The sequence below is a fragment of the Paenibacillus endophyticus genome, from assembly GCF_014192395.1.
Lineage (GTDB): Bacteria > Bacillota > Bacilli > Paenibacillales > Paenibacillaceae > Pristimantibacillus > Pristimantibacillus endophyticus.
Map to the genome: position 1 here is coordinate 1 of NZ_JACHXW010000011.1, position 24,080 is coordinate 24,080.

Below are 24,080 nucleotides of genomic sequence, written 5' to 3' on the forward strand. Positions count from 1 at the left end.
GCAGCATAACTTCCACGTTAGCTCAGGCCATACTAGGTAACCCGTCTCACCAAGTAACATCTGCCCTACGTTGCAGTTTCTGCAGTAGAATGACCATTTAGATCGCCATCACCCACTCTACATTGCAGTTTCTGCAATGTAATCAGCAGATTCTAGTTTGTTTCAGCAGAATTCCCGGTTTTCGTTGTACTTTGTACAATGTAGCCCCTCAAGTGGTAGCACATGTGAGATTTCTATTGCACTTTCTGCAGCGTAGCTTCCACGATAGCTCGTACCAAGCTGAGCTACTCAAAGCTACTTCAAAAATTCAAAAACACTTGTATGTTCCCCGGCTGCAATAGAGTAACAACGTTTTGTTCTAGAGTATTAAAGCGTGGGGTAACACAGAACCCCCTACCTTCCGCCGGAAGAGTAGGGGGTTCTGTGTTCTATGCGTTATTTATGCGCGGAAGCCTTTCAAGAACTGAACGGCTTTGATAATATCCGCCTCTGGATTCGTGCCGACCTCGCGTTCAATTGTTAAATATCCGCCGTAGCCGATTTCCTGCAGCGCTCGCAGATACGATGGCCAATCTACGCCGCCATCACCGAGCGGAACCTCGCGAAACGCCGAGCCTGATTCAGCCATGACAGCGATCTGATCGTGATCAAGCGTCACTTCATAGCCGTAATCGCCGTATACGTCACGCGGGTCGACATGACCAAGCTTTACGCCATCCTTCGCATGCGTATGAACGATATAGTCCTTCAGCGTATACACGCCTTGAACCGGATCATCTCCTGTTACCATGACCATATTAGCCGGGTCGAAGTTCACGGCTACGCCTTTTGTACCGAGCCCGTCCAGAAATGTCTTCAAATGCTCGGAGGTTTCCGGTCCTGTTTCGATTGCGAAATACGCGTTCATGTCGTTCGCGAATCGTGCCAGCTCTTCGCAAGCCACATGCATCGTTTCGTATACACGGCTATTCTGGTCGCTTGGCACGATTCCAATATGAGTCGTTATGATGTTTGTTCCAAGCTCCATGCCTAGCTCCATGATCCGTTTGGACTTGTCGATTTTCGCTTCGTTCTGGGCAGGGTCCTGAAAGCCGTGCCCGCCCAAATCGCCAACCAAAGCCGAAATATCGAGGCCAAGGCCGCCTATATAAGATTTCCATTCCTTGCGCGCCGCACTCGAGAGATTAGCAGGATCCAACTCACCATGCACCGCATACATCTGTACGCCGTCTGCGCCAACCTGCTTTGCTTTCAGCAAACCTTCCTTCACGCCAAGCTGAAAGCTGTCCACGATGACACCAATCTTATTCGTAATAATAGGCAAAGTCATTTCCTCATCGCTCCTCCGATTATAGTTCGTTCCACACTCGTTTTACGAATTCAAAGCCGAGTCTCGTTCCCAGGCGGCAATCTTCTAAACCTTCGAATTCAATGGAAATAAAATCATCGTAGCCGCTGTCCTTCACGAGGCCGAGTACCTGAGGGATCGCAATATCGCCATGTCCTACAATGGCGCCGCGCAGCCAATTGCCGCTCTTCGACTTGAACCAGCCTTCGCCAGGATTGTCCGTAGCCGGACGATAGTAGAAATCCTTAATGTGCACCATCGATGCAAGGCCGATATTATTCAATACCGCTGCATACGGGTTCTCATCCACGCACAAGAAGTTGCCGACATCAAGCGTTGTCCTAAAATTCGGGCGATCCACAATTTCAATAAGCGCTTGAACGCGGTCGCTGTCTTGAATGTAAAAGCCGTGGTTCTCTACGCTGGTCGTAATGCCTAGCGGAGCCGCATAATCCGCGATAATCTGACAGGCTTTCGCCAGCCTTGGCAGCTCCATCAAGAAGTTGGATATGGACAAGTTTGATGACGAGGCTACGTCATGACGCATTTTTTTCACGCCAAGCGCCGCCGCTATATCGACTTCCCGCTTCAAACGGGCAATTTCAAGCTCAAATTGCTCATCATCGAGGCCTGAGAAATTCGCTCCTACGGCATAGTTAGACAGCTCAATGCCGCTTTCCTTTGCCTGCTTCTTGATTGCTTCGATCAGCTCCGGATTATCGGTTAGATTAAAACCCAGAGGCACAATCTCGGCATGCTCGCCGCCAATCGAGGCAATAAATACAATAACGTCCTGAATCGTCATTTCTCCGCTTTTGAGGGCACCGTATAAGCTATACGTACTAATTCCTATTTTCATAGACGCACTTCCGCCCCTTTCGCGGCCGATTCATAAATGCCGACCAATATTTTCATAATCTCTACGCCGTCCTCCACAGGGCTAAGCGGCTGCTTGCCCGTTGTTACGCAATCTATAAAATGATTGATTTCGTTCTGAAAAGCGCTATTAAACTCAAAGCCTTTGCTGTCCGTTTGCGGATAGATATTCAGAATCGTGTCGTTCTGCTCCGTTACGATAACGGTTTCCGGATCGATCTCGAAGCCGCCTTTTTCACCGTAAAGCTTAACGGAAGTTTCATTCGACTTCGCATGCAGCGTGAAGCTTACGTCTACGAGCAGCGATGCGCCGTTCTCGAAACGAATAAGCGCGTTAGCCATATCCTCAACCGTATTTTTCTCCGCATCATAATCCGCCGCTTGATAGAAGCTTAAATTTTTCACATTCGAGCGGTTGCCAAGCTTGTGGTATGTATTCGCGCTGACGGATACCGGACGCGGCCGCCCCATCATATACCAACAAAGATCAATGACATGAACGCCAATATCGATAAGCGGTCCGCCGCCCGAGCGCTCGATGTCCGAGAACCAGCCGCCGGGGTTGCCAAGTCTTCTAAGTGTAGATGCTTTGGCAAAATAAATCTCGCCGAACTCTCCGCGATCTGCCATCGCGCGCAGCAGCTGCGCGTTCGTGTCATAGCGGCGCACAAAACCGACCTGCAGCAGCTTGCCTGATTTTTCTACGGCCTCCTGCACGTTAAGCGCATCCTCAACCGTTTTGCATAGCGGTTTTTCGACTAGCACATGTTTGCCAGCCTCAAGTGCTGCAATACTGATTTCCGCATGTGTATTATTCCACGTACAGATGCTCACCGCATCTATGACCGGATCTGCCAGAAGCTCGCGATAATCGGTATATACCTTCTCGGCACCGTATTTCTCGGCAGCTGCCCGTGCTCTTCCCTCATTTAAATCGCATACTGCGTAAAGATTGGCATTCGCATTTTTCGTATATGCATCTAGATGAAGTGATGAGATAGAGCCCGTTCCAATAACTGCGATTTGTATCGGTTGCATTGCTAATCTCTCCTTTAATATCGTTTCGTAGGTTTTGCGTGTCTATACTTTCGTATTATAATGGTTTCAACGTGCAACTCCATGTAAAGCTGTGCGGTTTGTTTGTACAATTGTGCTATCGGAAGCAAGGAGGAGGATGAGAATGGAGAAATTCGAAGCGTTGCGCGAGCCCATGGACATGCCGGATCCCCATTTCCCCATTAAACTGCACCGCACCGCCTTTAAAGAGCAAGGCGTAGTCATATTTCCGCATCATTTTCACGAGCATCTTGAGTTTCTCTATATCGTTGCCGGAGAAGCTTCTATTGAATGCGGATCCACTACGATGACGGCATCCGCAGGCGATTTAATCGTCGTTAACAGCAATGAGCTCCATTATGGAACAAGCCTATCGCCAGATTTGTATTACTATGCGCTGATCGCCGACATATCGCTGCTGCACAGCCAGTCGGTAGACGCCGCCGAAACGAAGTTCATCACGCCGATTATTCAAAATAGGCTGCTGCTGCAAAATTACATCGGGGACGACAGCAAGGTGTCCTCCTGCATGCTTGCTATCGTGAATGAGCTGGAGCACCGCGAGTTCGGCTATGAGCTGGCGATCAAGTCGGAATTGTACCGTTTGCTGACCCTTCTCCTTCGCGGACATGTCGCCACCGTGCTCACACAGGACGAGTACGCCGAGCGTATGAAAAACATCGAGCGCTTCGCGCCGGTCTTCCAGCACATCGAGCAGCACTACAAAGAAGAGCTGTCTGTTGACATGCTTGCAGCTATGGCTAATTTGAGCCGCTACCATTTCAGCCGCTTATTCAAAGAGCTTAGCGGCCATACGGTAACGGAGTATATAACAACCACTCGCCTCGGACAGGCCGACTATTTGCTGCGCCATAGCCCGCTCACCGTATCCGAGATTGCCGTAGCAACTGGGTTCAATGATATCTACTACTTCAGCCGCACGTTCAAAAAACACAAAAAAGTTTCCCCGTCCTCGCTTCGGGGAAACTAATTTTCCGTAAACCTGCTCCTTGCACATTGTTGAATCGCATCGACGAGAAAGCTAACTCATTTTCTAAATGCCTGCTCCTTGCTCGGTATTGAATCGCTCCGGCGATGGGGCTATTTATTTTTCTAAATGTCTGTTCCTTGCTCAGCATTGAATTGCTCCGGCGATGGGGCTATTTTTTTCTAAATGCCTGCTCCTTGCTCAGCGCTGAATCGCTCCGGCGATAGGACTATTTCCGTCCAAAATCCGCTTTGATCTCGCCCCACTCTTCCGTATTCCATTTCACAACCTTATTCGGATACGTATTCGTCTGGATCCACCTCACTGCATCATCCGTCAGCTCCCAGATCTTCGAGGTAGACGCGTCCCTCTTCAAGGTTGAAGCTACCTTCTTGTTGCGAAGCCAGCTTAGCGCTGTTCTCGAGTCCGTATAGACAGTCTGTTTGCTGCCCTTCTCCTTCAAATACCTAAGCGCATGAACGATAGCAATGAACTCGCCCAGATTGTTCGTCCCGTTCTGAATCGGACCCACATAGAACAAAATATCGCCCGTCTGCGTGTCAACGCCCTTATACTCAACTGGCCCGGGGTTTCCTCTCGTCCCTACGTCTACCGATATACTGTCGTAATCGATAGATGCCGCTGCTGCTTCCAACATCACGGTTTGTTTTACGCTGCTTCCGGACTGTGCCGGTGCGACAGCCTTTCCGCTTCCCCAATGCTTCTGCCAGCCATCCTTGAAGGCTGTGTCCGCGGCGAGCTTGGATTCATACGATTTGAATTTTGCATCCTTCACACCGCTGACCTGCGCTTGGCATTCTGCCCACGTTGTGAATACGCCCGTTTTTTTGCCAACCCACACGACATAAAATTTCCCTTTTGCCATTTTGCATATACCCACCTTTATGATAAGCAGACCAGCGCGAACAAGGTCCTGCCATTATCCATTAGTTTGAAGTGACCGCTACCTTCCAATCCAAAGGCCGACTCCATCAGATTTCTCTATTCATCATAGAAATCCCTTTATGAATTTTATCATAATTGAACAACATATGTGGTCTAAGCTCCCGACCAAATAAAATCAGGCAACCGCTGCATGGCGGCTGCCTGATAAGTATCTTGGTATCTATGCGTTTTTAACGAGAACCTCACCGAATATACCGTTGAAATAGTCTTGTAGATCCACTTTGATCGGCATGAAATACAGGCTGCTGTTCGTTTCCTGTGTATAGGCCAGCGCCTCCTTCGAGAACGCAATATTCCAATCCAAGGTCGGCTCGAAATTTTTAGGAAATACCACATGATTTCGTTTCTCCCAATATCGCTTCGATGTCTCGGAAACGACAGGAGACACGCCCCAGAAGATGTCCGTTCCTTCCAGTATGTCCGCGTAAAGCTCCATAAGCCGCAGATCAAAAAAGGGCTGAGAAAAAAATCCGTCTACGCCAGCGTCAAGCTTTTGCTGCACATATTCGTATTCCTTGCGAATGCTGGTTCGATAAGGATCAATCGCCGAATAAATCTTCAAATGCGGATGCTCCCGCTTCAGCTTCGTAACCATGTCAATGCAGGTCGTCGGGTATACTTGCTTGGTACTGTTTTGCGGCTCGTCCCCTGTAACGATCAGAACCTCGGAAATGTGATGCTTATCCAAGTATTCGATTAAATCAAAAGGCCGTCCCGCATCAAAGTCCATCGCTCTAATATGCGGGATGCAATCCCTGTAATACGATTTCGATAAACGCGAGGCTTCCCAGCTTCTAAGGTCAAACCTCGTCAAATCCGGGATATTAATCGTATTAATTGCCGGAAACTCTGTTTTTATCAATTGAAGCTCCGCTTTCAAGCCTTCTGAATCTCTCGGTACCAACTCTAATGAAATTCTCACTGCATGAACTCCTTGCTTACGAATATGATAAAAGCCGCATAAAAAAGCCACTCTGAATGTAATGTATAATAATTCATAATATCGAATTTTAATTCAAATTACCAATAAGGATATTAAAAGTAAGCTATCATTATTTTTTATATATACTCCGCTAAGGATATGTAAAGAAAGCTATCATTATTTTTTTCTTAATTCGAAGGCCGCTGCCGTTCAAGTAACCGGAATGTGCCAGCAAGCGGCAATGCTCGTCCAATTGCTGATGTAAGAGATCACTGGAAATCAAGCCTGATGCATACATCTAACCATCTCCTTTCCCACTTGTGATGAATGATTGACCGGCAACCTTTCATCGTCCATATCAGCAAACATATGTTCCCATTGTATACAATTCCCTCTCATATCAGCAAAAAAAGACAGCTTTCGCTGTCTCCGCATCATGATTATTGTGACGCACGGTCACTGGCCTTGTATTCATGCAGTCCTTCGCCTGAAAAGGACCGCAGCGGCGAGATTTCGACTTCGTGATCATTCAGCTCCTCTGCAGCAATTCCTGCTGCCTTAAGCCAGCTCCGATGCTGATCGAGTACGAGGCGACGCGCGTTTTGCGGGCTGTCTTCTCCGCCCTTATTTTTGACCGGCGCAAATTCCTCCTCACGCTTCGTTTTGAGCACCGTCAATCCAGATGCTCGGGGGAAAAGATCGAATATAAACCGTTCAAGCTTATACGCATTCGGCTCGGATGGCTTAACCAAGCTTCCGTTCTTGTCTATGTATGCCATTTTTTTAGAAGCGATATGATAATCGAGGTCCGCATCAGCATGCCGCTCAATAAAGTCCAGCTTGAATAGATGAATGGATATATGCCCGAGATTATAAAATAATCGCCCAGCCTTATCGCTCAATTTTTTTATGTCTTCTTGAATCTCGCTATATTCCACTACGGCAGGGCGGCCGTTCTTCAAGCATACAATTCCAATTTTCTCTTCGGAATCCGTCTTTTCGATCACCTTGGTCGCAATGGGGTTTGAATGCGAGACGGCCAATCCGATAAAGGCGGGGTCAGCTATCTTAATCAGCGCATTATCCACGTTGTAATAGAACACCCACTCCAAGCCTCTTCGCTTCATATCGTCGATTGCTCCCGATTTGCCCAAAGAAGCAAAACACTCTCCATGGCCGCTTGGCGCAACCAAAAGCTCATCTTCGGCTGCAAAAATCAGCTTCCAATTGTGATCAAGCACCGGCATTGTTTGTTGCTGAAAGAAAAAAACATCTTCGGGCGGATAGCCAAAACAGTCTGCGGCATGAAAAAACATTTCCGTAACTGCGTGATTCTCCGGGCTTGTCATGATATACCAAGGAATAGGCTTTCCTGCCCGATTAGATAGGTTGAGCAGCCGTTCGGCTTGCAGCTGGAACAATGATTTCCCTGAAGGGAGCCCGATATCCAGCGTACCCTTAGGACCTTCATGACCTAGTCGGCTCCCTTGCCCGCCAGCCACAACGACAGCACCCACTTTTCCTGTGCGCAGGAGCGACCAGCCCTGCTCGATAAGAGCGTGCTGTTCCTGTTCGCCGATATCTGTCTCATTCACATAGGGAATCGGCTCCATTCGTTCATTGCGCTTCTTACTTAAGCCTGTATGTATATGAATGGCTCGGAATAATGCATCAAAATCAATATTCCCTAGCTGGGCGACAAGCTTATCCTTTGCAGGTCCCTTTAATCGCTCTAGCCTGTCGAGAACATGCTCCTGGTTATTTGCCAGCAGCAATGATCTCACTTGTTCTATGTTAAGCCCCACACCTATTCCCCCTCATATGACGCCATACGGAAGCTTTCAATAAACTGCTGCGCCCGCTGCGGCAGATAATGATCCTTCAGCCAAAGGATCCCGACATCTGATTGAAAATGAGCATCCTCGATTGCGAGCATTTTGACGACGGTACTCGGGAACGAGGACATAACCGATTTCGGAAATACGGTTGCTCCAATCCCTCCTGCAATAAGCGACATAATAATTGCAACACTGGAACACTCGCATATAATATTAGGCTCGAATCCGTGGCGCTTGCATTCATTGACCACTTGCTCATGCATGCGCGTCGTCCGGTCCGTCTTCAGCGTAAGAAACGGAAAATGCGCGAGCTCCTTCATGCATAATGATTCCTTTCCCTCATACGCTGACCACGAGCTTGGAATAACGGCCACGAATGGATCTGACGGCAAAGGCAGAATTGAATACTGCTGAGGGTGCTTCTGCGCCTCAAACGGCAGCCTAGCGACGATGAGGTCAATCGCCCGTTTCTCGAGCTTATCGCCTAAGTAAAAGTGATCGCCCTCCGATATTTTGAACGTGACCTGGGGATACTTCTCCCTAAACAGCTCGATTCGCTTCGGCAGCAAAGATATACACGAAACGACAGACCCGATGGACAGCACGCCGCTGATCCCTTCGTCGAGTCCCTTCACCTCACGAAGGGATTCGTCGAACTGCAGCAGCAGCGATTCCGCCTTCTGTTTAAGCAGCGCTCCCGCGTCGGTAAGTAAAAGCCCCTTTCCGTTACGTTCGAACAGTTTGACGCCAAGCTCCTCTTCCATCAGCTTTAGCTGGCGGCTCAGCGGAGGCTGCTCCATATTGAGCAGCTTGGCAGCGCGCGTAACCTGTCCTTCTTGTGCTATAGTTAAGAAGTATTTCAGCTGACGCATGTCCAAATCGATCACTCCGTTCATCTATACCCAAAAGGTATGGACCTTCAATAAAATAGATATTTTAAATATATCGCATGTAGTGTTAGCATTCAATTATCGATCATTAAAGGGAGATGGGCCATTTGCTTCAATCATTGGAAATCGAATTAACGAGCAATAAGAAACAGCAGCCAGCAGCAGATCAGCTAGGATTCGGCAATCATTTCACGGATCATATGTTTATTATGGATTATTCGACAGACAACGGCTGGCATAAGCCCCGCATCCAGCCTTACCAACCGATCGTGCTAGACCCTGCCGCTAAGGTGTTCCACTATGGACAAACGATATTCGAGGGCTTGAAAGCGTATAAAACGGATGACGGCCGTGTCCTTCTGTTCAGGCCTCATAAAAACATACAAAGAATGAATCGCTCCAACGAGCGTCTCAGCGTACCAGAGCTGAATGTAGATGTCGTCATTGAAGCCTTGAAGCAGCTTATATCCGTCGACAAGGACTGGATCCCAACAGCACCAAGCACATCGCTGTATATCCGCCCATTCATTATTGCGACACAGCCGCAGCTTGGTGTAGCACCGTCTACGCACTATCAATTTATCATCATCATGTCGCCAGTAGGCGCTTACTATACGGAAGGCGTGAACCCTGTCAAAATCTTCGTCGAGTCTGAATACGTCCGCTCCGTCAAAGGCGGCGTTGGCGAAGCCAAGACGGCAGGCAATTATGCCGCTGGCTTGAAGGCGCAAGAGATCGCCAAAGAAAAAGGATATTCTCAGGTCCTCTGGCTCGACGGCGTACATCGCAAATACATCGAGGAAGTCGGCAGCATGAACGTTTTCTTCAAGCTGAAAGGCGTCGTACACACGCCAGCGCTGAATGGCAGTATTTTGGATGGAGTCACTCGAAATTCAATTATTCAGCTGCTTAAGCATTGGAACATTGAAGTGATAGAGCGTCCGATTACGATTGAAGAGCTGTATAAAGCAAGTCAAAACGGCGAGCTCGAAGAGGCCTTCGGCACGGGAACAGCGGCCGTAATTTCACCAATCGGCGAGCTGAACTGGCAGGATGACGTCCTCATTATTAATGACGGGAAGACAGGCGAGCTTTCCAAAAAGCTATATGATACGCTGACTGGTATCCAAATGGGCAAGCTGGAAGACCCGCTTGGCTGGATGGTTGAAGCGACGCCGGTAAACGTATAAACCCACACGCAGAACAAATAGGAAAGCCAGCAGCCCGCGCTGCTGGCTTTTGCTTATGTTCAAAAGCTTCCCCCTAGATACAGCTAACTGATCGTTGTTCTTCCCAATAAAAGCTGTCTACTGCAAATAAAAGCTTCCGTTTCGGCTGACAAATCTATGCGGTCTCCAGTAAAAAACAATTATATCCATTTAATCTATCCCATTTGGCCTGCGTTTCCGTTAGGATAAACGTACTGAATCGAATAAGGGATGGATTAGACATGCTGAACATTACGGCTGTGCATACGGTTTTTCAGAAAGAAGAGCTCTTCCAAGGGATAGCCGCGAGGTATGATATCGGGACGCCGCTGCGCAGTCGCTTTATCCTGAACGGCTTGAACGATACTTACGAGGTCGAGACTACTGTCGGTACATTTATTCTGCGCATCTATAAGCATGCTTGGCGCAGCGAGGCTGAAGTCCGATTCGAGCTGGAGCTGCTGTCCTTTCTAGCCAGCTGGGATATGCCCGTAGCCCGGCCGCTGCTCCGAATCGATGGAGAACTGATTACCAAGCTGAATGCTCCGGAAGGCTTCCGTTATGCTGCGCTTTTCACTTTTGCCGAAGGGATTGGGAAGGTCGACTTGGAATCAAGCAGCTCTTATGGCCGTGCCGTCGCACACTTGCATTATGCCATGGATCAGTATGTGCCGGCTTATGAGCGGTTCGCGCTCGATGCCTCTCATTTGCTTGACGAGCCGCTGCAACAGCTGCTTCCTTTCCTGCGGCATCGCCCCTCTGACGTGAAGCTCGTGCAGGACATCGCTTTGCGGCTAAGGTCGACTCTCGAAACCGCTTCGCTTGCATCCTATGACTGGGGAATTTGCCACGGCGATCTGCATGGGTGGAATGTGTTTCATCGCGATGACGGCAGCCTCACCCATTTTGACTTTGACTGCTGCGGGATGGGCTGGCGTTCCTATGACTTGTCTGTTTTTCTATGGGACCGCGTGCACGGCAGGCAGGTAGGCAGCTTCGAGGACGCCTGCTGGGATGCCTTTCTGAAAGCATATTTGGAGGAACGGACTATGAACGAGCAGGATCTGGCCATGATTCCCGCTTTTGTCGCAGTCAGGCAAATATGGCTGATGGGCTTGCATACCGGTCGAAGCCCGGTTTGGGGTGCATGGCAGGACGATGGATATTTTGATGGAAAGCTGAAGTTTCTGTACGCATGGGTGGAAAAGCATCAGCTTTAGTCTTACCGGAGCAAATCGAAGCTATCCTGTGTTTGCTCCATCCCACCTTCTATTTTGAATCGCCTGTTTACTTTATAAAAAAGGTATGCTATCTTATTTCTACGCATATAGAAATAACAATCGTAGAAAAAGGTGAAGCCGCCATGTCAGAAGATCATGCGAACGTACGCGAAGCCGTTAAAGTCTATAAAGCGCTTGGCGAGCCTACTCGTCTCAAAATCGCTCTGCTGCTCACAGAAGAGAGAAATTTGTGCTGCTCCGATATCGGCTCCAAGCTTGAATCCGTAGCAGGCTCCACTCTTTCTCATCACTTGAAGCAATTGACGGAATGCGGACTGCTCAATCTCCGCAAGGACGGAACGTATATCTACTACAGTGTGAACCGCGAATTGGCGAAGAAATACGCGCCTTATTTGTTGGAGTAATTTTTTTGTCTACTATTTCTATATATTTAGAAATATAAAATTATTGGAGTGGAGAAGGGAGCAAAATCTGTATGTCTAACGCTTGGAAAATTTACATGCTGGCAATTATCAGCTTTCTGGTTGGAACTTCTGAATTTATTATTGCCGGCATTCTAGATAAGGTTGCCTCTGACGTCGGCGTTTCGGTATCAGCAGCTGGGCAATTAATTACCGTGTTCTCGCTCGCCTATGCATTCGGCACCCCGATCCTCATGGCGGTTACCGCACGCATGGAACGGCGCAGCCTGCTACTCTACTCGCTTGGCGTATTCGCTGTCGGCAACTTAATCGCCGTTTTACTGCCTGGTTTTGCATTCCTGATCGTATCCCGGATTGTACTAGCGCTCAGCACAGGTGTCTTTGTCGTCACCGCATTAACCGTCGCATCAAAGCTTGCTCCCGCAGGCAAGCAAGGCAGCGCGATTGCGACGCTCGTTATGGGCTTCAGCACCGCTTTAATTATTGGCGTTCCGCTCGGCAGGCTGGCCGCTTCCGTTTACGATTGGAAGCTTATCTTCGGAGCAATCGGTTTGCTTGGACTTCTGGCAATGCTGATTATCGTCACTTCCATTCCGCAATCCGACGGTGAAGCGCCCGTTCCAATTCGCAAACAGTTGTCCCTTCTGAAGCAGCCGAAAATCGCCATCGCCTTAACCGTAACCTTCTTATGGATCGGCGGTTACTCTATCGTATATACGTACATCTCGCCTTTTTTATTAACCGTCACCAAGCTTACCGAACAAGGCGTCAGCATCGGATTATTCGCATTCGGCATCGCGAGCCTCATCGGTTCCAAAATCGGCGGATTCAGTACGGACAAATGGGGGGCTCCGCGAACGCTCGTCAGCGGAATGCTATTCCATACCGTTGCACTCGTTCTGCTCTCATTTGCTGGGCAATCGCAGGTCATCGTCTTCCCGCTTCTGATGCTATGGGCGTTCACGGCTTGGTCATCCGGCCCAACGCAGCAGTATCACCTGATGTCACTCGCTCCGGAAGCATCCGGCATCATGCTTAGCTTGAACAGCTCTGTTCTTCAGCTGGGCATGGCTGCAGGCGCAGGTCTAGGCGGCGTAATCGTCGAGCAAGCCTCGCTCACCTCAATCACTTGGATCGGAGCAACAGGCGTCATACTTGCCGCTGCAACAGCAGCCACATTTTTCGGGGTTTCCCACTCTCGCTCCCGACGCAAAGAATTGGAGCGCACAGTAGTGGTTCCAGCCAAGTAATGCAGCAACAAACAAGCAGGCCGCCCATCATAGGCGGCCTGCTTGTTTGTCTTTATCCTATTCAAAGCGAACAAAGAAGTAATTTTTTTTGCCGCGCCGAAGCACGACATATTTGCTATGCAGCTTGTCTCCTGTGCCAATTACGGCTTCGGCATCTGTCTGCTTGGCTCCGTTTATCGAAATCGAGCCGCTCGTAATATCCTGCTTCGCTTGGCGGCGAGATGGCGCTGCTCCAGATTCAATCAGCAGATCCATCAGCGTTAGCTCGTCCCGGCCGTTTATGACCGTCGTAGGCATGTCCTGCAGCGCTTCGATCAATTCCGCTTCGCTCAGCTGATTAACATCCCCCGAGAAGAAAGCCTGCGTAATTTTCTCCGCGCTGTCCAGCGCTTCTTGGCCGTGTACTAGGCGAGTAATCTCGCGCGCGAGCTCGCGCTGCGCCACGCGTTTTTCCGGATGAGCCTCAAGCTCCTGCTCCAATGCTTCGATTTCCGAACGCGAGAGGAACGTGAAATATTTCAAAAACTTAATCGTATCGTTATCCTCCGTGTTTATCCAAAATTGATAAAACTGGTAGGCCGATGTTTTTGAACGGTCCAGCCAAATCGCACCGGATTCGGATTTGCCAAACTTTTTACCGTCGCTTTTGGTTACAAGCGGCATCGTCATGCCGTAAGCATCTCCGCCGCCCATTTTGCCAATAAGGTCGAGCCCGGCAGTTATGTTGCCCCATTGATCGCTGCCGCCAATTTGCAAAGCGCAGCCATGCTCCTGATGAAGCTTGTGGAAGTCGTAGGCTTGCAGAATCATATAGCTGAACTCGGTGAAGGAGATGCCTGATGACAAGCGGGAATCAACGGAATCCTTGGCGAGCATATAGTTCACCGTAAAGTTTTTGCCAACGTCACGCAGAAAAGTGATCACGTCCAGCGGTGCAATCCAGTCGTAGTTGCTCACCAGCTTGGCAGCATTGTCGGCAGCATCGAAGTTTAGGAACCTCGAAAGCTGGCGCTTTAGACTCTCCGTCCACTGCGCTACGGTATCCGACGTGTTAAGCGACCGCTCCGAAGAGCGTCCGCTTGGATCACCGATCAGACCAGTCCCGCCGCCTACCAGCGCGAGCGGGATATGGCCCGCCTGCTGGAAGCGCCGCAAGCATAGAATCGGAAGCAAGCTTCCGATATGCAAGCTGTCCGCCGTCGGGTCAAAGCCGCAGTACAGCACGACGCGCTCGCTTGCCAGCTTTTTATGTAATTCCTCGCGGTTCGTGAATTGCTGTACCAATCCCCTGTACTCCAGATCCGCCAAAAGATCGTCTTGATTAACTACTGCTTTTTCTTTTGTCATACAGCTCTCTCCTCTATGGTTTCATCCAGCTAGCGTCAAGCCCCAATAAGGCCGTAGGTTCGCCGTTCGCGGTTAAATCTAAGTGCCGCCTAGCCTGCGCCTGCGAATCGATTTTCTAATGAAAACATCACAGATGACCAAGGACACACCTACCAAAATATCGGTTAAGGCCACAAAAATGAAATTAAACGGATAACCGCCCATCCTTGAAATATAATACACCGTAAACGCCAAAATCCCAAGCATGCTTATCGTGAAAATATAGCTTTTGCGTAATAACAGCGCTAAGCATGCTGCAAATGTCGCCAGTATGACTGCAGTTCCGAGCGTCAACAGATTATGCTCCGACTCGATATTGGTTGGAAATAGCAGCCTGCTTGAGAAAACGTAAGAAAAATACCAATCCTCGCTTGGCAGCCTGCGGAACGAAGCTTTGTATACGGTGCTGCTCGACTTCTCCATCGGAAGATTCGAATGCAGCTTAGCTCCCGCTGCATACAGCTGCACCTCAAGTTCTACATTTGGCTCCCCCTCCCAAAACTCGGCAGGCGTCAAATAATACTGGTGGGAGCGTATTTTATGGATAATACCCTTCTCGTAAAGACCTCCGCCCTCCGCATACTGAATAACGATATGTTTCGTTTCGTCAGGACCGAAGGAAAGTGGAAACTGCGTACCCACAGGCGCTTGATTGCCTATCCATCCCTGATTCAACCTAATTGCTTTCCCGCTAACCGGATCTGTTACCGTATCCGTTACCGCTGCTTGCCAATTGGCAGGCTTAGCTTCATGCGCGAGGCTCACAGCAACCTGCTCTCCGCTTTCTGTAACAGTGAGCGCTTCTTTGGAAGGTGTCAAAAACAATACCCGAATGTCCTTCCGCTCATTCGATTTATTGTGCAGCTCGTAAGAAACTGTAATGTCGGCCTGACCCATATAGTCGTTAACGCTTTTGCCGATTTTGAACAGCACCTTCTCCTGAACCAAGCTGACCTTCGAATGCTCATCCAGCTGCAGCAAACCGTATCCTTCCGCAGGTTCATAAAGGGGTCCGCCATTGGCGCCGGCTGTTGCAGGTCCTATAAGCAGCATCAGTATAGCCGCTATAAAAATAGCCGGAATCCGTATTCGCAGCATGCCGTCCCTCCCATTCATTGTGATTGGTATGATGACTAGCGCGATGGCAGCTCCATCCTTTTATTTTAGCATTTCGCGCACTCTTTGGCATACGTTGCGGTATTTTTCTCCATTCCGCTTTTAACAGAGCTGCGAAATGGACCAAATAAAATCCAGACATAATAGACGATAAAACCAATCCCCCAGCGGCACCATTCATAGGATACGCAGGGGGATTCCTGTTGTTGTTTTATGGTTTGCGCCAGCTGTCCTTCAAGGCTACGATCCGGTTGAACACAAGTTTGCCGTCTGCCGCATGCTTGCTGTCTACGCAAAAATAGCCATGCCTGACAAACTGGCATTTGTCCTCCGCTTGATTAAGCGCCGCGGCGGGCTCCAGCATGCAGTTCCGCATGACAAGCAGCGATTGCGGGTTAACTGCACGGACCCAGTCGAATGCTTCGTCCTTCGGTCCCTCTTCATCGAGGAGCAATCGATCGTACAAATGAATGTCGGCTGCGGCTGCATGCGGAGCAGACACCCAGTGAACCGTTCCCTTTACCTTCCGTCCCGCGAAGCCTGATCCGCTTTTGGTTTGAGGATCATACGTGCATCGAAGCTCGATGATCGCTCCTGTTGCCTCATCCTTGACGATTTCGTCGCAACGGATGAAATAAGCGCCAATCAGTCTCACTTCCGTACCTAGCGTTAAACGGTGAAAGCCTTTGGAGGGCTGCTCCATAAAGTCCTCCCGCTCTAGATACAGATCCCGCGAGAAGGGTACCTCCCGACTTCCCAGTGCTTCGTTTTCGCTGTTGCTGGGTATCGAAAGAAGTTCTGTTTTCCCCTTCGGATAATTCGTGATCACGACCTTTAGCGGGTCGATTACGGCCATATAGCCTTTAACCGCGGGTTTCAAATCCTGCCTTGCCGCATGCTCCAGCATGGCAATATCAACCGAGCTTTGCGTGCGGATCATTCCTATTCCTTCGATGAAGCTTCTGATGCTCTCCGGAGTGAAGCCTCTTCTTCTTAAGCCCCGAATCGTCGGCAGCCTTGGATCATCCCAGCCGTCTACGAAGCCCCCTTCAACCAGCTGCCTCAAATAACGTTTGCTCGTCACGACGCCCGTTAGATTGAGCCTTCCGAATTCCCTTTGCTTTGGCGGCTCGTTGACCGCAAGCTCTTGAAGCACCCACTCGTACAATGGGCGATGGTCCTTGAACTCGCTCGAACATAACGAATAGGTAATGCCTTCGATCGCGTCCTGAATCGGATGGGCAAAATCATACATCGGGTAAATGCACCATTTGCTGCCGCTCCGATAATGCTCTGCATGAATGATGCGGTAGATAACGGGGTCTCTGAGGTTCATGTTCGGAGCGCTCATGTCAATCTTCGCTCTCAGCACCTTGGAGGCCGCCTTATGCTCCCCGTTTTTCATGCCAGCGAACAATTGCAGGTTTTCTTCAACCCCGCGCTCCCGGAACGGACTGTTCTTGCCCCCCACTGTCAGCGTCCCGCGATAGTCGGTCATCTCCTCCGGCGACAAATCGCATACGAATGCCTTCCCTTTCTTGATCAACGCGACGGCTGCTTCATAAATCTCGTCCGAGTAATCTGAACCATAATAGACATGCCCCTTCGGACTATAGCCCAGCCACTCGATGTCCTCGATTATCGCATTCACATATTTGATATCCTCCTTCAGCGGGTTCGTATCATCAAAGCGCAAATGGAAATTTCCGTTATATTTATGAGCGATGGTAAAGTTCGTGTGAATCGCATACGCGCTCCCGATATGCAGATAGCCATTCGGCTCAGGCGGAAAGCGCGTGCACATGACGCGGCTGAATAGCCCTGCTTCCCTGTCTTCGATTATGATTTTGTCCAAAAAATGCTCAGCAGCAATTTCGTTGTCCCTGCTCATCGCAAAACCTCCATAGTTAGGCTAATGGCCGATCATAAATCACCTGCGAAAATAAAAAAAATTCCACCCCCAAGACCTCTCGTCTTGGGGGCGAAATTTGTCGCGGTACCACCCCAGGTTCATTAATATGTCGCCATATTAACCTCTTCAAGTACGGCATCTATGGATGCTTATACTCTAGCTCTATAACAGGAGCTCCCGTCACAGCATCCCCTCGCAGAGGTTCCGGTGTGAGGCTCAGAGACTTGTTTCAATAAAACATTCCTTGCTCCTTTTCAGCTGCCGGAGCTCTCTGTGAAAGAACGGTCTTATTTACTCTTCTCGTCATCGCCTTTTCATATTTGATATAGGTTAACAAATCCGAACGGATTCCGCAATGGGCTCAGCCCTATTAAGGCTGTTCCCGAGTTATCGCTGCGAAAGCTTGAACGTACTGATCATACTTGATTTGCCAGCTGTCCTTGCGGTTTGGGGAAGCGCTGCCCTCCACGAGCGATTGAATGATATCCAAGCACACATCCCAACCAGCAATGTCTCTCGGCGTATGTGCCGTAATCATGTGAAGCTTCTCCACCAGAACTAATCGGCAGCCGTCAGTCTCTTGTATCAATTCGAAACGAACCTGATCCTTGTCCCATGTAAAAGCAAGCACTTCCTGATCCTTAAGCTCCAGAATCGCAAGCTCTTCAAAGCTTCCATCCTGCATATCGAACGTAATCACTCCGCCCTCGCGCAAATCCTGAACGCGAAGCTCCGAAAACCATTGCACCAGCTTGTCGTTTTCCGTCAGCCATGCCCATACATGCTCAGCCGAATGCTTGATATGGCGTTCGAATCGAACCTCATACCCCTCCGCTGCTTGTGTGATTGTTGCAAGCATAACCCTACTCCTCCTCCTTCATCCCGCATTTAGAAGCAAAAAAATCCATGAATAACCATATCAACTAGTATAAGATAGAAAATAAACCGTTTCAAATGATAAAGAGAATCGGAGCATTGCTCGCTATTCGAGCTCCCGCGGACCAAGCCAAAAAGCTGCAGCTGAAAGATCGATCCTTCAACTGCAGCTTCTTTATCCATTTCTTAATTAGCGTTATAGAATGCTTCCAGCTGGCTGACAACCGCAGCCAGCGATCCATCTACGCGCGTCTGGCGCTGCTCTTTGTGGAATAGCGACGCGATCTGTTCAGGAAACGTCTGCTCGATGCCGCAAAGCTCGATCGCTTCATTGAACTTCGCAGGATGCGCGGTTGCAAGCGACACGGTAATTTCCGAGCCGTCGCCGTATTTGTCAGCCGCGGCAACGCCGCAGGCTGAGTGAGGATCAAGCAAATAGCCGCTATCCGCTTTGTATTTCTTAATGGTGCTTAAGCATTCTTGGCCTTGTACGCCATGCGCGCCAAACTCCGCCTGCACCTTGCTTAGCGCTTCGCCGGCGATCACGATTTGCCCCTCTGCTTTGAACTGCTCCATCAGCGTCCGAATTTGTGCGGCATCCTCGCCTAGCACATAATACAGGTAGCGCTCGAAGTTGCTCGCCACTTGAATATCCATCGACGGGCTGTACGTGCTGCGAAAATCTCCCGGCTTGTACACGCCTTCCAGTATGAAGCGCTCCAAAATATTGTTCTCATTGGTTGCAAGGATCAGCTTGCCAACAGGAAGCCCCATGCGCTTCGCCAAATAACCTGCAAAAATATCGCCGAAATTGCCGGTTGGCACGCTGAAGTTCACTTGCTTCGCGTCGGTCTGCTTCACCACTTGGAAATAGGCATAGAAATAATAAACGGTCTGTGCCAATATGCGCACAAAGTTAATGGAGTTAATCGCCGCAAGCTGGTTCGTCGCTTTAAAATCAAGATCTGCGAACAAATCCTTGATCATGCGCTGGCAATCGTCGAAGTTGCCGTCTACGGACAAATTCAGTACGTTGTCTTCCTGAACCGTCGTCATTTGAAGCTCCTGCACCTTGCTGACCTTGCCATGCGGGTGAAGGATGCAAATTTTAATGCCATCCTTGCCTTTAACGCCCTCAATGGCCGAAGCTCCCGTATCGCCGGAGGTAGCTCCGAGAATATGGATTTTCTTATTCTGCTTAGCTGCTACGTAAGTGTACAGCTGGCCCATGAATTGCAGGGCGATGTCTTTGAATGCGAAGGTTGGCCCGTGGAACAGCTCCAGCAAATAAAGATCATCCTTCAGCTTGCGTACCGGCGTTACTTCCGGATCGCGGAAGGTTGAATAGCTCGCGTACACCATGTCCTTCAAATCCTGCTCCGGTATTTCCCCATTCGTATAATACGAGAATATAGCAAGTACAAGCTCTTGATAGCTTAGCTCCTGCCATTCCTTTAAGGTTTCAGCCGAAATAACGGGGATCTCGTTCGGAACGAGCAGGCCTCCGTCATTGCCAAGGCCCATCATAAACGCATCGATAAATCCGATTTTGCCAACATTGCCTCTTGTACTAATGTACTCCATTTGTAAATAGCCTCCTACATGCGCACCATTATCGTTATTCAAATCATATCATCGTTTTCCATAATAATCGATTCTTTTCACCACAGTATATCATTTTTATGGGTCAAAAATAAACGAAATGCACCCAGAAATACAGGATGCCTTTCGTTGTTTTGTCATTTTATAACATTTGCTGCAATCGTCGCGATTTCGGCACGGGTAATCTTATCCTTAGGCCGGATCGTTCCATCCTCATAGCCTGCTATAATACCGGCCTTCGTCAATGCCTCGACTGCTTCCTTCGCCCAGCTGGATACGCCCGGCAGATCGGTATAGGCTTGCGGGCTTGTTCCCGTCGTCTCGGTTAATTGCTCCCCGAGCGCACGGTACAAGATTACAAAGGCTTCCTCCCTCGTCATCTCCAGATTAGGCTTAAAGCTGCCGTCCTGGAATCCCGTTACCACTCCCGCTTCATATAATCCTTTAACGTACTTGCTATACCAAGCCGCTGCCGGAATATCGCCGAAGCTTGAATCACCTGCTGCGGTGTCCAGATCGAGCAATCTGTACATAACAGCCATGAACTCCGCTCTGCTCATCTGCTTATCCGGCTTGAAGCTGCCGTCTGGGAAACCTCCCAGTATATTTTTATCGGCAAGCTTGTTGATAGCCGCGGTTGCCCAGTGCCCTTCGGTATCCGAGAACACCGGTTTTGGTTCTGGGCTTGCGCTTGGGCTTGGGCTAGACACAGACGGTGATGCCGGCGTTGGTGATGTGACTGTGTCTGGCGTTGGCGATGCGGTTGCATCTGGTGTCGGCGTTGGCGTTGGCGTCGCCTCTCCGCCTGTCTCTTCCTCTTTCTCTACGGTTACTGCGGCTGTTGCCATATGCGCCCCGTCTACCGAAGTTGCGGTAATAACCGCCGCCCCATTCGATGCCGCAGTGACCATGCCTGCGTCGCTTACTGACGCAACAGCGTCATTCGAGCTTGACCATGTAACCGCTTGATTGGCCGCGTCGAGTGGCGCGATCGTCGCGGTTAGCTGTTCCTGCTCTCCTTCCTTAAGCGTAAGCTCGGATTTGTCGATGGAAACGCCTGTGACGCGAATACCTAGGCTCTTCGCCACGACAATCCAGCTGATTTGAGGATCCGAGCTGGACGTGCCTGCATTCGCCGAACGATGTACGGTAAGATCAAGCTTTCCATCCGCAATGGCTACATCAGCGTAGCTGAGCACATCGGTTGCTGCCGTAAAGACATACCCGCTTGTTTTGACTTCCCCATTCACAATAATGTCTGCAATCCGTTTGCCGTTTGAATATTGAGACCACGGATCATAAAGGCCGACATATACATCGTAGCCGCCGTTCTCTAGATCAAAGCGATAGGCAAGATCATCCCCTGCATTCGCTTTCAGATACCTAAGGGAGCTGAATATATCGCCGCTGCTCGTACCGGAGGTCAGCGTGTTATCCCCGATATAGCCCCAGGTTTGACTGTTCTCCGGATCATATTTCTGGTCGATCGTTTCTCCGTTCAGTACTTTCCCCGCTCCCATAAGCGCAATCATATCCAAGTAGTCCGCGGTTGCCGCGCCGCCTGCGTTTACGAAATACGCGCTGCTCTCTGGGATAACGTAAAGCTGATGCTCGACTTTCTTATTCGCCAGCTCCGTAAGCGTACCGCTGACGCGTACGGTGCCTGGCTTTTGGAAAGACTCCGCGCTTACATTCCAAGCAATTGGCGTATCCTTAACCGTTCCGTCTGACATCGTCACATTGACCGTGCTCGGGAATACAGGAGCTTTGCCAATTACCGTGCTTGTTGGCAGCACCGTATTAACCGTCACCTTGCCCATTCCTTCCAGTTGCTCTAGCGTCCACTCGTCTTGCCATCGGAGCGCGATTTCATCATTTTGGCCGAATTCGATTGGCAGCCAGATGTACCTGGAATTAGCCAGATCATTCTGATTCCAACGGTCTCCCATATAAATGAATTTGCCAGCAGCTGCATCAACCGCAATGACCTGCGTGCTTTGCGAGCCGAAGGTCGTAGCGCTTCCCGGCGCTACGTCGCGCATCGTCTTCCAAGGTCCCATAATATCGTCAGCAACCGTATACTTGCCTACATTAGGAGCCCAGCCAGTTGCGCCGGACGTTATCATATAATACTTGCCTTGGTATTTGAACAAAGCCGGAGCCTCGCGCTGGGCAAGCGGGAATACACGTACATAATCGACGCCATGCACCGCTTTATACTGCGTATCACGCTCGGCGTTGCCATCCTTATGCCATCCGACGACATCCGTATAGGATTCATTGAGCTTGGAGATGTAGATCGTCAGGTTTTCCTCGCTCGAATAAACCAAGTACCCTGTGCCGTCATCGTCTTTGAACAACGTCATATCGCGAGCCATTCCCGGCTGGCTTGGCTGGCCATCATCGGTTGCGCCTGCAGGCGCTTGATCCATTCGATCGCTTCTCTGATAGACGAACGGTCCCAGCGGCGAATCGCTAAGCGCATAGCCCGCTTCCGCTTTCGCGTAGTTGGCTGTTGAAGTCGCGCTTGGGCCATCCGTGTGCATCCACATGACGTATTTTTTCGTCAAATCGTTGTAGATCACCTTCGGACGCTCAATAATCCGATCTGTGCCGATATCGTTCAGAATATCTGCTTTATCCGTACGGTCCGCATACAGTGCAGAGATAAGCGGATCATTAACAAAATCATCCGCAGATTCGATCGCTGTCAGCGCAAGTCCATGATCCACCCAATTGTACAAATCCTTGGACGAGTAGACCCTTACGCCTCTGGCAGGCAAATAACCGAAGGTTTTATCCTCGCCATACCAGTAATAGGTTTCGGTTTCCTCGTCGTACATCATGCCTGCTCCATGTGCTTGAATGAGCGCACCGTTCGTATCCCGCCACACCGCACCTGGCTTAAAGGAAACGTTAGGCGCGTTGATCACAAGCTCAGCTGCCGCCTTTTTCAGAGCCGCAATTGCTGTAATGATTTGCTCCTGAACAGCAGGCTCCGTCACGTCGGCATTGCTTCCCGCCAGCGTCTGCTTCAGCGTCTTGCTTTCCTGAATAACCCGGCTCAGCTCAGCCAGACTGTAAGTCGTGTATGCCGTATTCGCCAATTCCGCTTCGGCAGCAGTGATCTGATTATCCAATTCAGATAGCGGTATGGTAATGTTCTTTCTAATGATTAAATAACTAATAAGCGGATCGTTATAATTGCTAAGCGCAGCAGTCGCTGGCCCTTGAATGCGTACATTCAGCTGTCCGTCCGTTATGGCAAGCTTCCTGTATGTAACTGCCTTCTCGGCACCTTCCGCGCCAATCGCCAAGTCTCCGCCTGAAACGTTATTTCCTTCCACCAGAAGATTAACGCTGCGTCCGCTCCACGGATTGTTGAAGCCGAACGTTACGTCGTATTCACCCGCTGGCAGCTCAAAATCATAGGCCAACGCTTTATCTCTCACCTGTGTGCCGTTATAGTATCTTACGGAGCCCGATTTGGTCGATGCGTCGCGCACATTCGTTCCGCTTGTTGCCGTAACCAAGCCCCATGCTTTGGAAGTGACGGGATCAATCCCGTATACCTGCTCCGTCACGGAGCTGTAGAGACCGAGTTTATCCGTGCCTTCCACGGTAGCTGGCGTCTGATCCCCCGCATTGACGTAATAAAGAATGTAGTCGTTATCTTTCAACTCCTGATCCGTGAAATCAGCGGCTATGGCTGTCGATGTACCCTTTTCATCGTTATCTGCATACGCAGGCACCCATGATGATAGAAAGGAAGCGAGTAGGGAGCAGCATAACGCCAAGGACAGCCATTTCTTCTTTTTAAACAATCGTATTCCTCCTTCGACCTTTTGATCGCTCGTATTGATTGCGCTTTCACATTGGCTGTTGAACGTCATCACGAATGATAACGAAGATGAAACAGCGATTCAACTGAACAATGCGAACGAGGGTGAACTCCCGAGAATACGTCATATCTCAGCTCCCGAAGCGCCATAATGTTCACTCAGGTACGATATATTCACAAACCAAAAAACGCTGTTCACATCCAGGCGAGGGCAAATCCGCACGTATTCGCTTGAAGATAGCCGCATGATCCCGCGCGTCCCAAACCCGAATAATATTGAAAACCATAAAGCTCCCTGTACAGCAAAAAGAAGATAGCCGCATGCTTGCAGCTATCTTCCAA

Annotated in this window: 19 protein-coding genes and 1 other annotated feature; of the genes, 5 read left to right on the forward strand and 14 right to left on the reverse strand. The window is 49.7% G+C overall.

Annotation, left to right across the window (positions count from 1 at the left end):
- Positions 1-439 precede the first annotated feature (439 nt).
- Genes FHS16_RS17815 through FHS16_RS17825 form a run of 3 tightly spaced genes read right to left on the reverse strand, consistent with a single transcriptional unit; the run spans position 440 to position 3,262 of the window.
- Positions 440-1,330, reverse strand: a complete 891-nt coding sequence (locus tag FHS16_RS17815) for a sugar phosphate isomerase/epimerase family protein (protein WP_183565393.1) — start codon at positions 1,328-1,330, stop codon at positions 440-442.
- A 19-nt stretch (positions 1,331-1,349) separates the two neighbouring features.
- Positions 1,350-2,207: a sugar phosphate isomerase/epimerase family protein gene (locus FHS16_RS17820; RefSeq protein WP_183565396.1), complete on the reverse strand. Its 858-nt coding sequence runs from the start codon at positions 2,205-2,207 to the stop codon at positions 1,350-1,352.
- Entirely contained in the window at positions 2,204-3,262 is a 1,059-nt protein-coding gene (locus FHS16_RS17825; protein WP_183565399.1) for a Gfo/Idh/MocA family protein, read from the reverse strand. The genes FHS16_RS17820 and FHS16_RS17825 overlap by 4 nt, the downstream gene beginning before the upstream one ends.
- Positions 3,263-3,404: 142 nt before the next feature.
- Here FHS16_RS17825 and FHS16_RS17830 point away from each other — a divergent pair, with 142 nt between their 5' ends.
- A complete protein-coding gene (locus FHS16_RS17830; RefSeq protein WP_183565402.1) occupies positions 3,405-4,271 on the forward strand; it encodes an AraC family transcriptional regulator in 867 nt (288 codons plus the stop codon).
- A 226-nt stretch (positions 4,272-4,497) separates the two neighbouring features.
- On the opposite strand, the gene rnhA is transcribed toward FHS16_RS17830, so the two are convergent.
- The 5 genes from rnhA to FHS16_RS17850 all read right to left on the reverse strand — a co-directional run bounded on the left by rnhA (position 4,498) and on the right by FHS16_RS17850 (position 8,872).
- Positions 4,498-5,154, reverse strand: coding sequence for a ribonuclease H (rnhA, locus tag FHS16_RS17835; RefSeq protein ID WP_183565405.1), 657 nt, complete (start codon positions 5,152-5,154; stop codon positions 4,498-4,500).
- A 240-nt stretch (positions 5,155-5,394) separates the two neighbouring features.
- Entirely contained in the window at positions 5,395-6,156 is a 762-nt protein-coding gene (locus tag FHS16_RS17840) for a methylenetetrahydrofolate reductase (protein ID WP_183565408.1), read from the reverse strand.
- Between the two features lie 151 nt (positions 6,157-6,307).
- Complete coding sequence (locus FHS16_RS31475; protein ID WP_221226396.1) at positions 6,308-6,454, reverse strand: hypothetical protein; 147 nt, start codon at positions 6,452-6,454, stop codon at positions 6,308-6,310.
- Between the two features lie 142 nt (positions 6,455-6,596).
- Positions 6,597-7,961 carry a UTP--glucose-1-phosphate uridylyltransferase gene (locus FHS16_RS17845; protein ID WP_183565411.1) on the reverse strand — a complete coding sequence of 455 codons (1,365 nt, stop codon included), beginning with the start codon at positions 7,959-7,961 and terminating at the stop codon, positions 6,597-6,599.
- Between the two features lie 2 nt (positions 7,962-7,963).
- Positions 7,964-8,872 (reverse strand): LysR family transcriptional regulator, encoded by a 909-nt coding sequence (locus FHS16_RS17850; protein ID WP_183565414.1) that lies wholly within the window; start codon positions 8,870-8,872, stop codon positions 7,964-7,966.
- Between the two features lie 119 nt (positions 8,873-8,991).
- Between FHS16_RS17850 and FHS16_RS17855 the strand changes: the two genes are divergently transcribed.
- From FHS16_RS17855 to FHS16_RS17870, 4 genes are all read left to right on the forward strand, one after another.
- Positions 8,992-10,074 carry a branched-chain amino acid aminotransferase gene (locus FHS16_RS17855; RefSeq protein ID WP_183565416.1) on the forward strand — a complete coding sequence of 361 codons (1,083 nt, stop codon included), beginning with the start codon at positions 8,992-8,994 and terminating at the stop codon, positions 10,072-10,074.
- Positions 10,075-10,334: 260 nt separating this feature from the next.
- Positions 10,335-11,312 (forward strand): phosphotransferase, encoded by a 978-nt coding sequence (locus FHS16_RS17860; RefSeq protein WP_183565420.1) that lies wholly within the window; start codon positions 10,335-10,337, stop codon positions 11,310-11,312.
- Positions 11,313-11,455: 143 nt separating this feature from the next.
- Positions 11,456-11,737: an ArsR/SmtB family transcription factor gene (locus tag FHS16_RS17865; RefSeq protein WP_183565423.1), complete on the forward strand. Its 282-nt coding sequence runs from the start codon at positions 11,456-11,458 to the stop codon at positions 11,735-11,737.
- 71 nt (positions 11,738-11,808) lie between these two features.
- Positions 11,809-13,005 carry an MFS transporter gene (locus FHS16_RS17870; RefSeq protein WP_183565426.1) on the forward strand — a complete coding sequence of 399 codons (1,197 nt, stop codon included), beginning with the start codon at positions 11,809-11,811 and terminating at the stop codon, positions 13,003-13,005.
- Between the two features lie 57 nt (positions 13,006-13,062).
- Here FHS16_RS17870 and tyrS read toward each other — a convergent pair whose 3' ends face one another.
- The 6 genes from tyrS to FHS16_RS17900 all read right to left on the reverse strand — a co-directional run bounded on the left by tyrS (position 13,063) and on the right by FHS16_RS17900 (position 23,721).
- On the reverse strand, positions 13,063-14,352 hold the full coding sequence (tyrS, locus tag FHS16_RS17875) for a tyrosine--tRNA ligase (protein ID WP_183565429.1): 1,290 nt from the start codon (positions 14,350-14,352) through the stop codon (positions 13,063-13,065).
- Positions 14,353-14,430: 78 nt separating this feature from the next.
- Positions 14,431-15,489, reverse strand: a complete 1,059-nt coding sequence (locus FHS16_RS17880) for a hypothetical protein (RefSeq protein WP_183565432.1) — start codon at positions 15,487-15,489, stop codon at positions 14,431-14,433.
- Positions 15,490-15,718: 229 nt separating this feature from the next.
- Positions 15,719-17,398 carry a glutamine--tRNA ligase/YqeY domain fusion protein gene (locus FHS16_RS17885; RefSeq protein ID WP_183565435.1) on the reverse strand — a complete coding sequence of 560 codons (1,680 nt, stop codon included), beginning with the start codon at positions 17,396-17,398 and terminating at the stop codon, positions 15,719-15,721.
- A gap of 83 nt (positions 17,399-17,481) precedes the next feature.
- Positions 17,482-17,735, reverse strand: a binding site (T-box leader).
- 54 nt (positions 17,736-17,789) lie between these two features.
- Entirely contained in the window at positions 17,790-18,278 is a 489-nt protein-coding gene (locus tag FHS16_RS17890; RefSeq protein ID WP_183565438.1) for an SRPBCC family protein, read from the reverse strand.
- A gap of 203 nt (positions 18,279-18,481) precedes the next feature.
- A complete protein-coding gene (gene thrC, locus FHS16_RS17895; protein WP_183565441.1) occupies positions 18,482-19,879 on the reverse strand; it encodes a threonine synthase in 1,398 nt (465 codons plus the stop codon).
- 155 nt (positions 19,880-20,034) lie between these two features.
- Positions 20,035-23,721: an S-layer homology domain-containing protein gene (locus FHS16_RS17900; RefSeq protein WP_183565444.1), complete on the reverse strand. Its 3,687-nt coding sequence runs from the start codon at positions 23,719-23,721 to the stop codon at positions 20,035-20,037.
- Positions 23,722-24,080 lie beyond the last annotated feature (359 nt).

Coding starts and splice junctions, on each gene's coding strand:
- FHS16_RS17815 (WP_183565393.1), bottom strand. CDS start 1,330: ATGACTTTGCCTATTATTACGAATAAGATTGGTGTCATCGTGGACAGC.
- FHS16_RS17820 (WP_183565396.1), bottom strand. CDS start 2,207: ATGAAAATAGGAATTAGTACGTATAGCTTATACGGTGCCCTCAAAAGC.
- FHS16_RS17825 (WP_183565399.1), bottom strand. CDS start 3,262: ATGCAACCGATACAAATCGCAGTTATTGGAACGGGCTCTATCTCATCA.
- FHS16_RS17830 (WP_183565402.1), top strand. CDS start 3,405: ATGGAGAAATTCGAAGCGTTGCGCGAGCCCATGGACATGCCGGATCCC.
- rnhA (WP_183565405.1), bottom strand. CDS start 5,154: ATGGCAAAAGGGAAATTTTATGTCGTGTGGGTTGGCAAAAAAACGGGC.
- FHS16_RS31475 (WP_221226396.1), bottom strand. CDS start 6,454: ATGTATGCATCAGGCTTGATTTCCAGTGATCTCTTACATCAGCAATTG.
- FHS16_RS17860 (WP_183565420.1), top strand. CDS start 10,335: ATGCTGAACATTACGGCTGTGCATACGGTTTTTCAGAAAGAAGAGCTC.
- FHS16_RS17865 (WP_183565423.1), top strand. CDS start 11,456: ATGTCAGAAGATCATGCGAACGTACGCGAAGCCGTTAAAGTCTATAAA.
- FHS16_RS17870 (WP_183565426.1), top strand. CDS start 11,809: ATGTCTAACGCTTGGAAAATTTACATGCTGGCAATTATCAGCTTTCTG.
- tyrS (WP_183565429.1), bottom strand. CDS start 14,352: ATGACAAAAGAAAAAGCAGTAGTTAATCAAGACGATCTTTTGGCGGAT.
- FHS16_RS17880 (WP_183565432.1), bottom strand. CDS start 15,489: ATGCTGCGAATACGGATTCCGGCTATTTTTATAGCGGCTATACTGATG.
- FHS16_RS17885 (WP_183565435.1), bottom strand. CDS start 17,398: ATGAGCAGGGACAACGAAATTGCTGCTGAGCATTTTTTGGACAAAATC.
- FHS16_RS17890 (WP_183565438.1), bottom strand. CDS start 18,278: ATGCTTGCAACAATCACACAAGCAGCGGAGGGGTATGAGGTTCGATTC.
- thrC (WP_183565441.1), bottom strand. CDS start 19,879: ATGGAGTACATTAGTACAAGAGGCAATGTTGGCAAAATCGGATTTATC.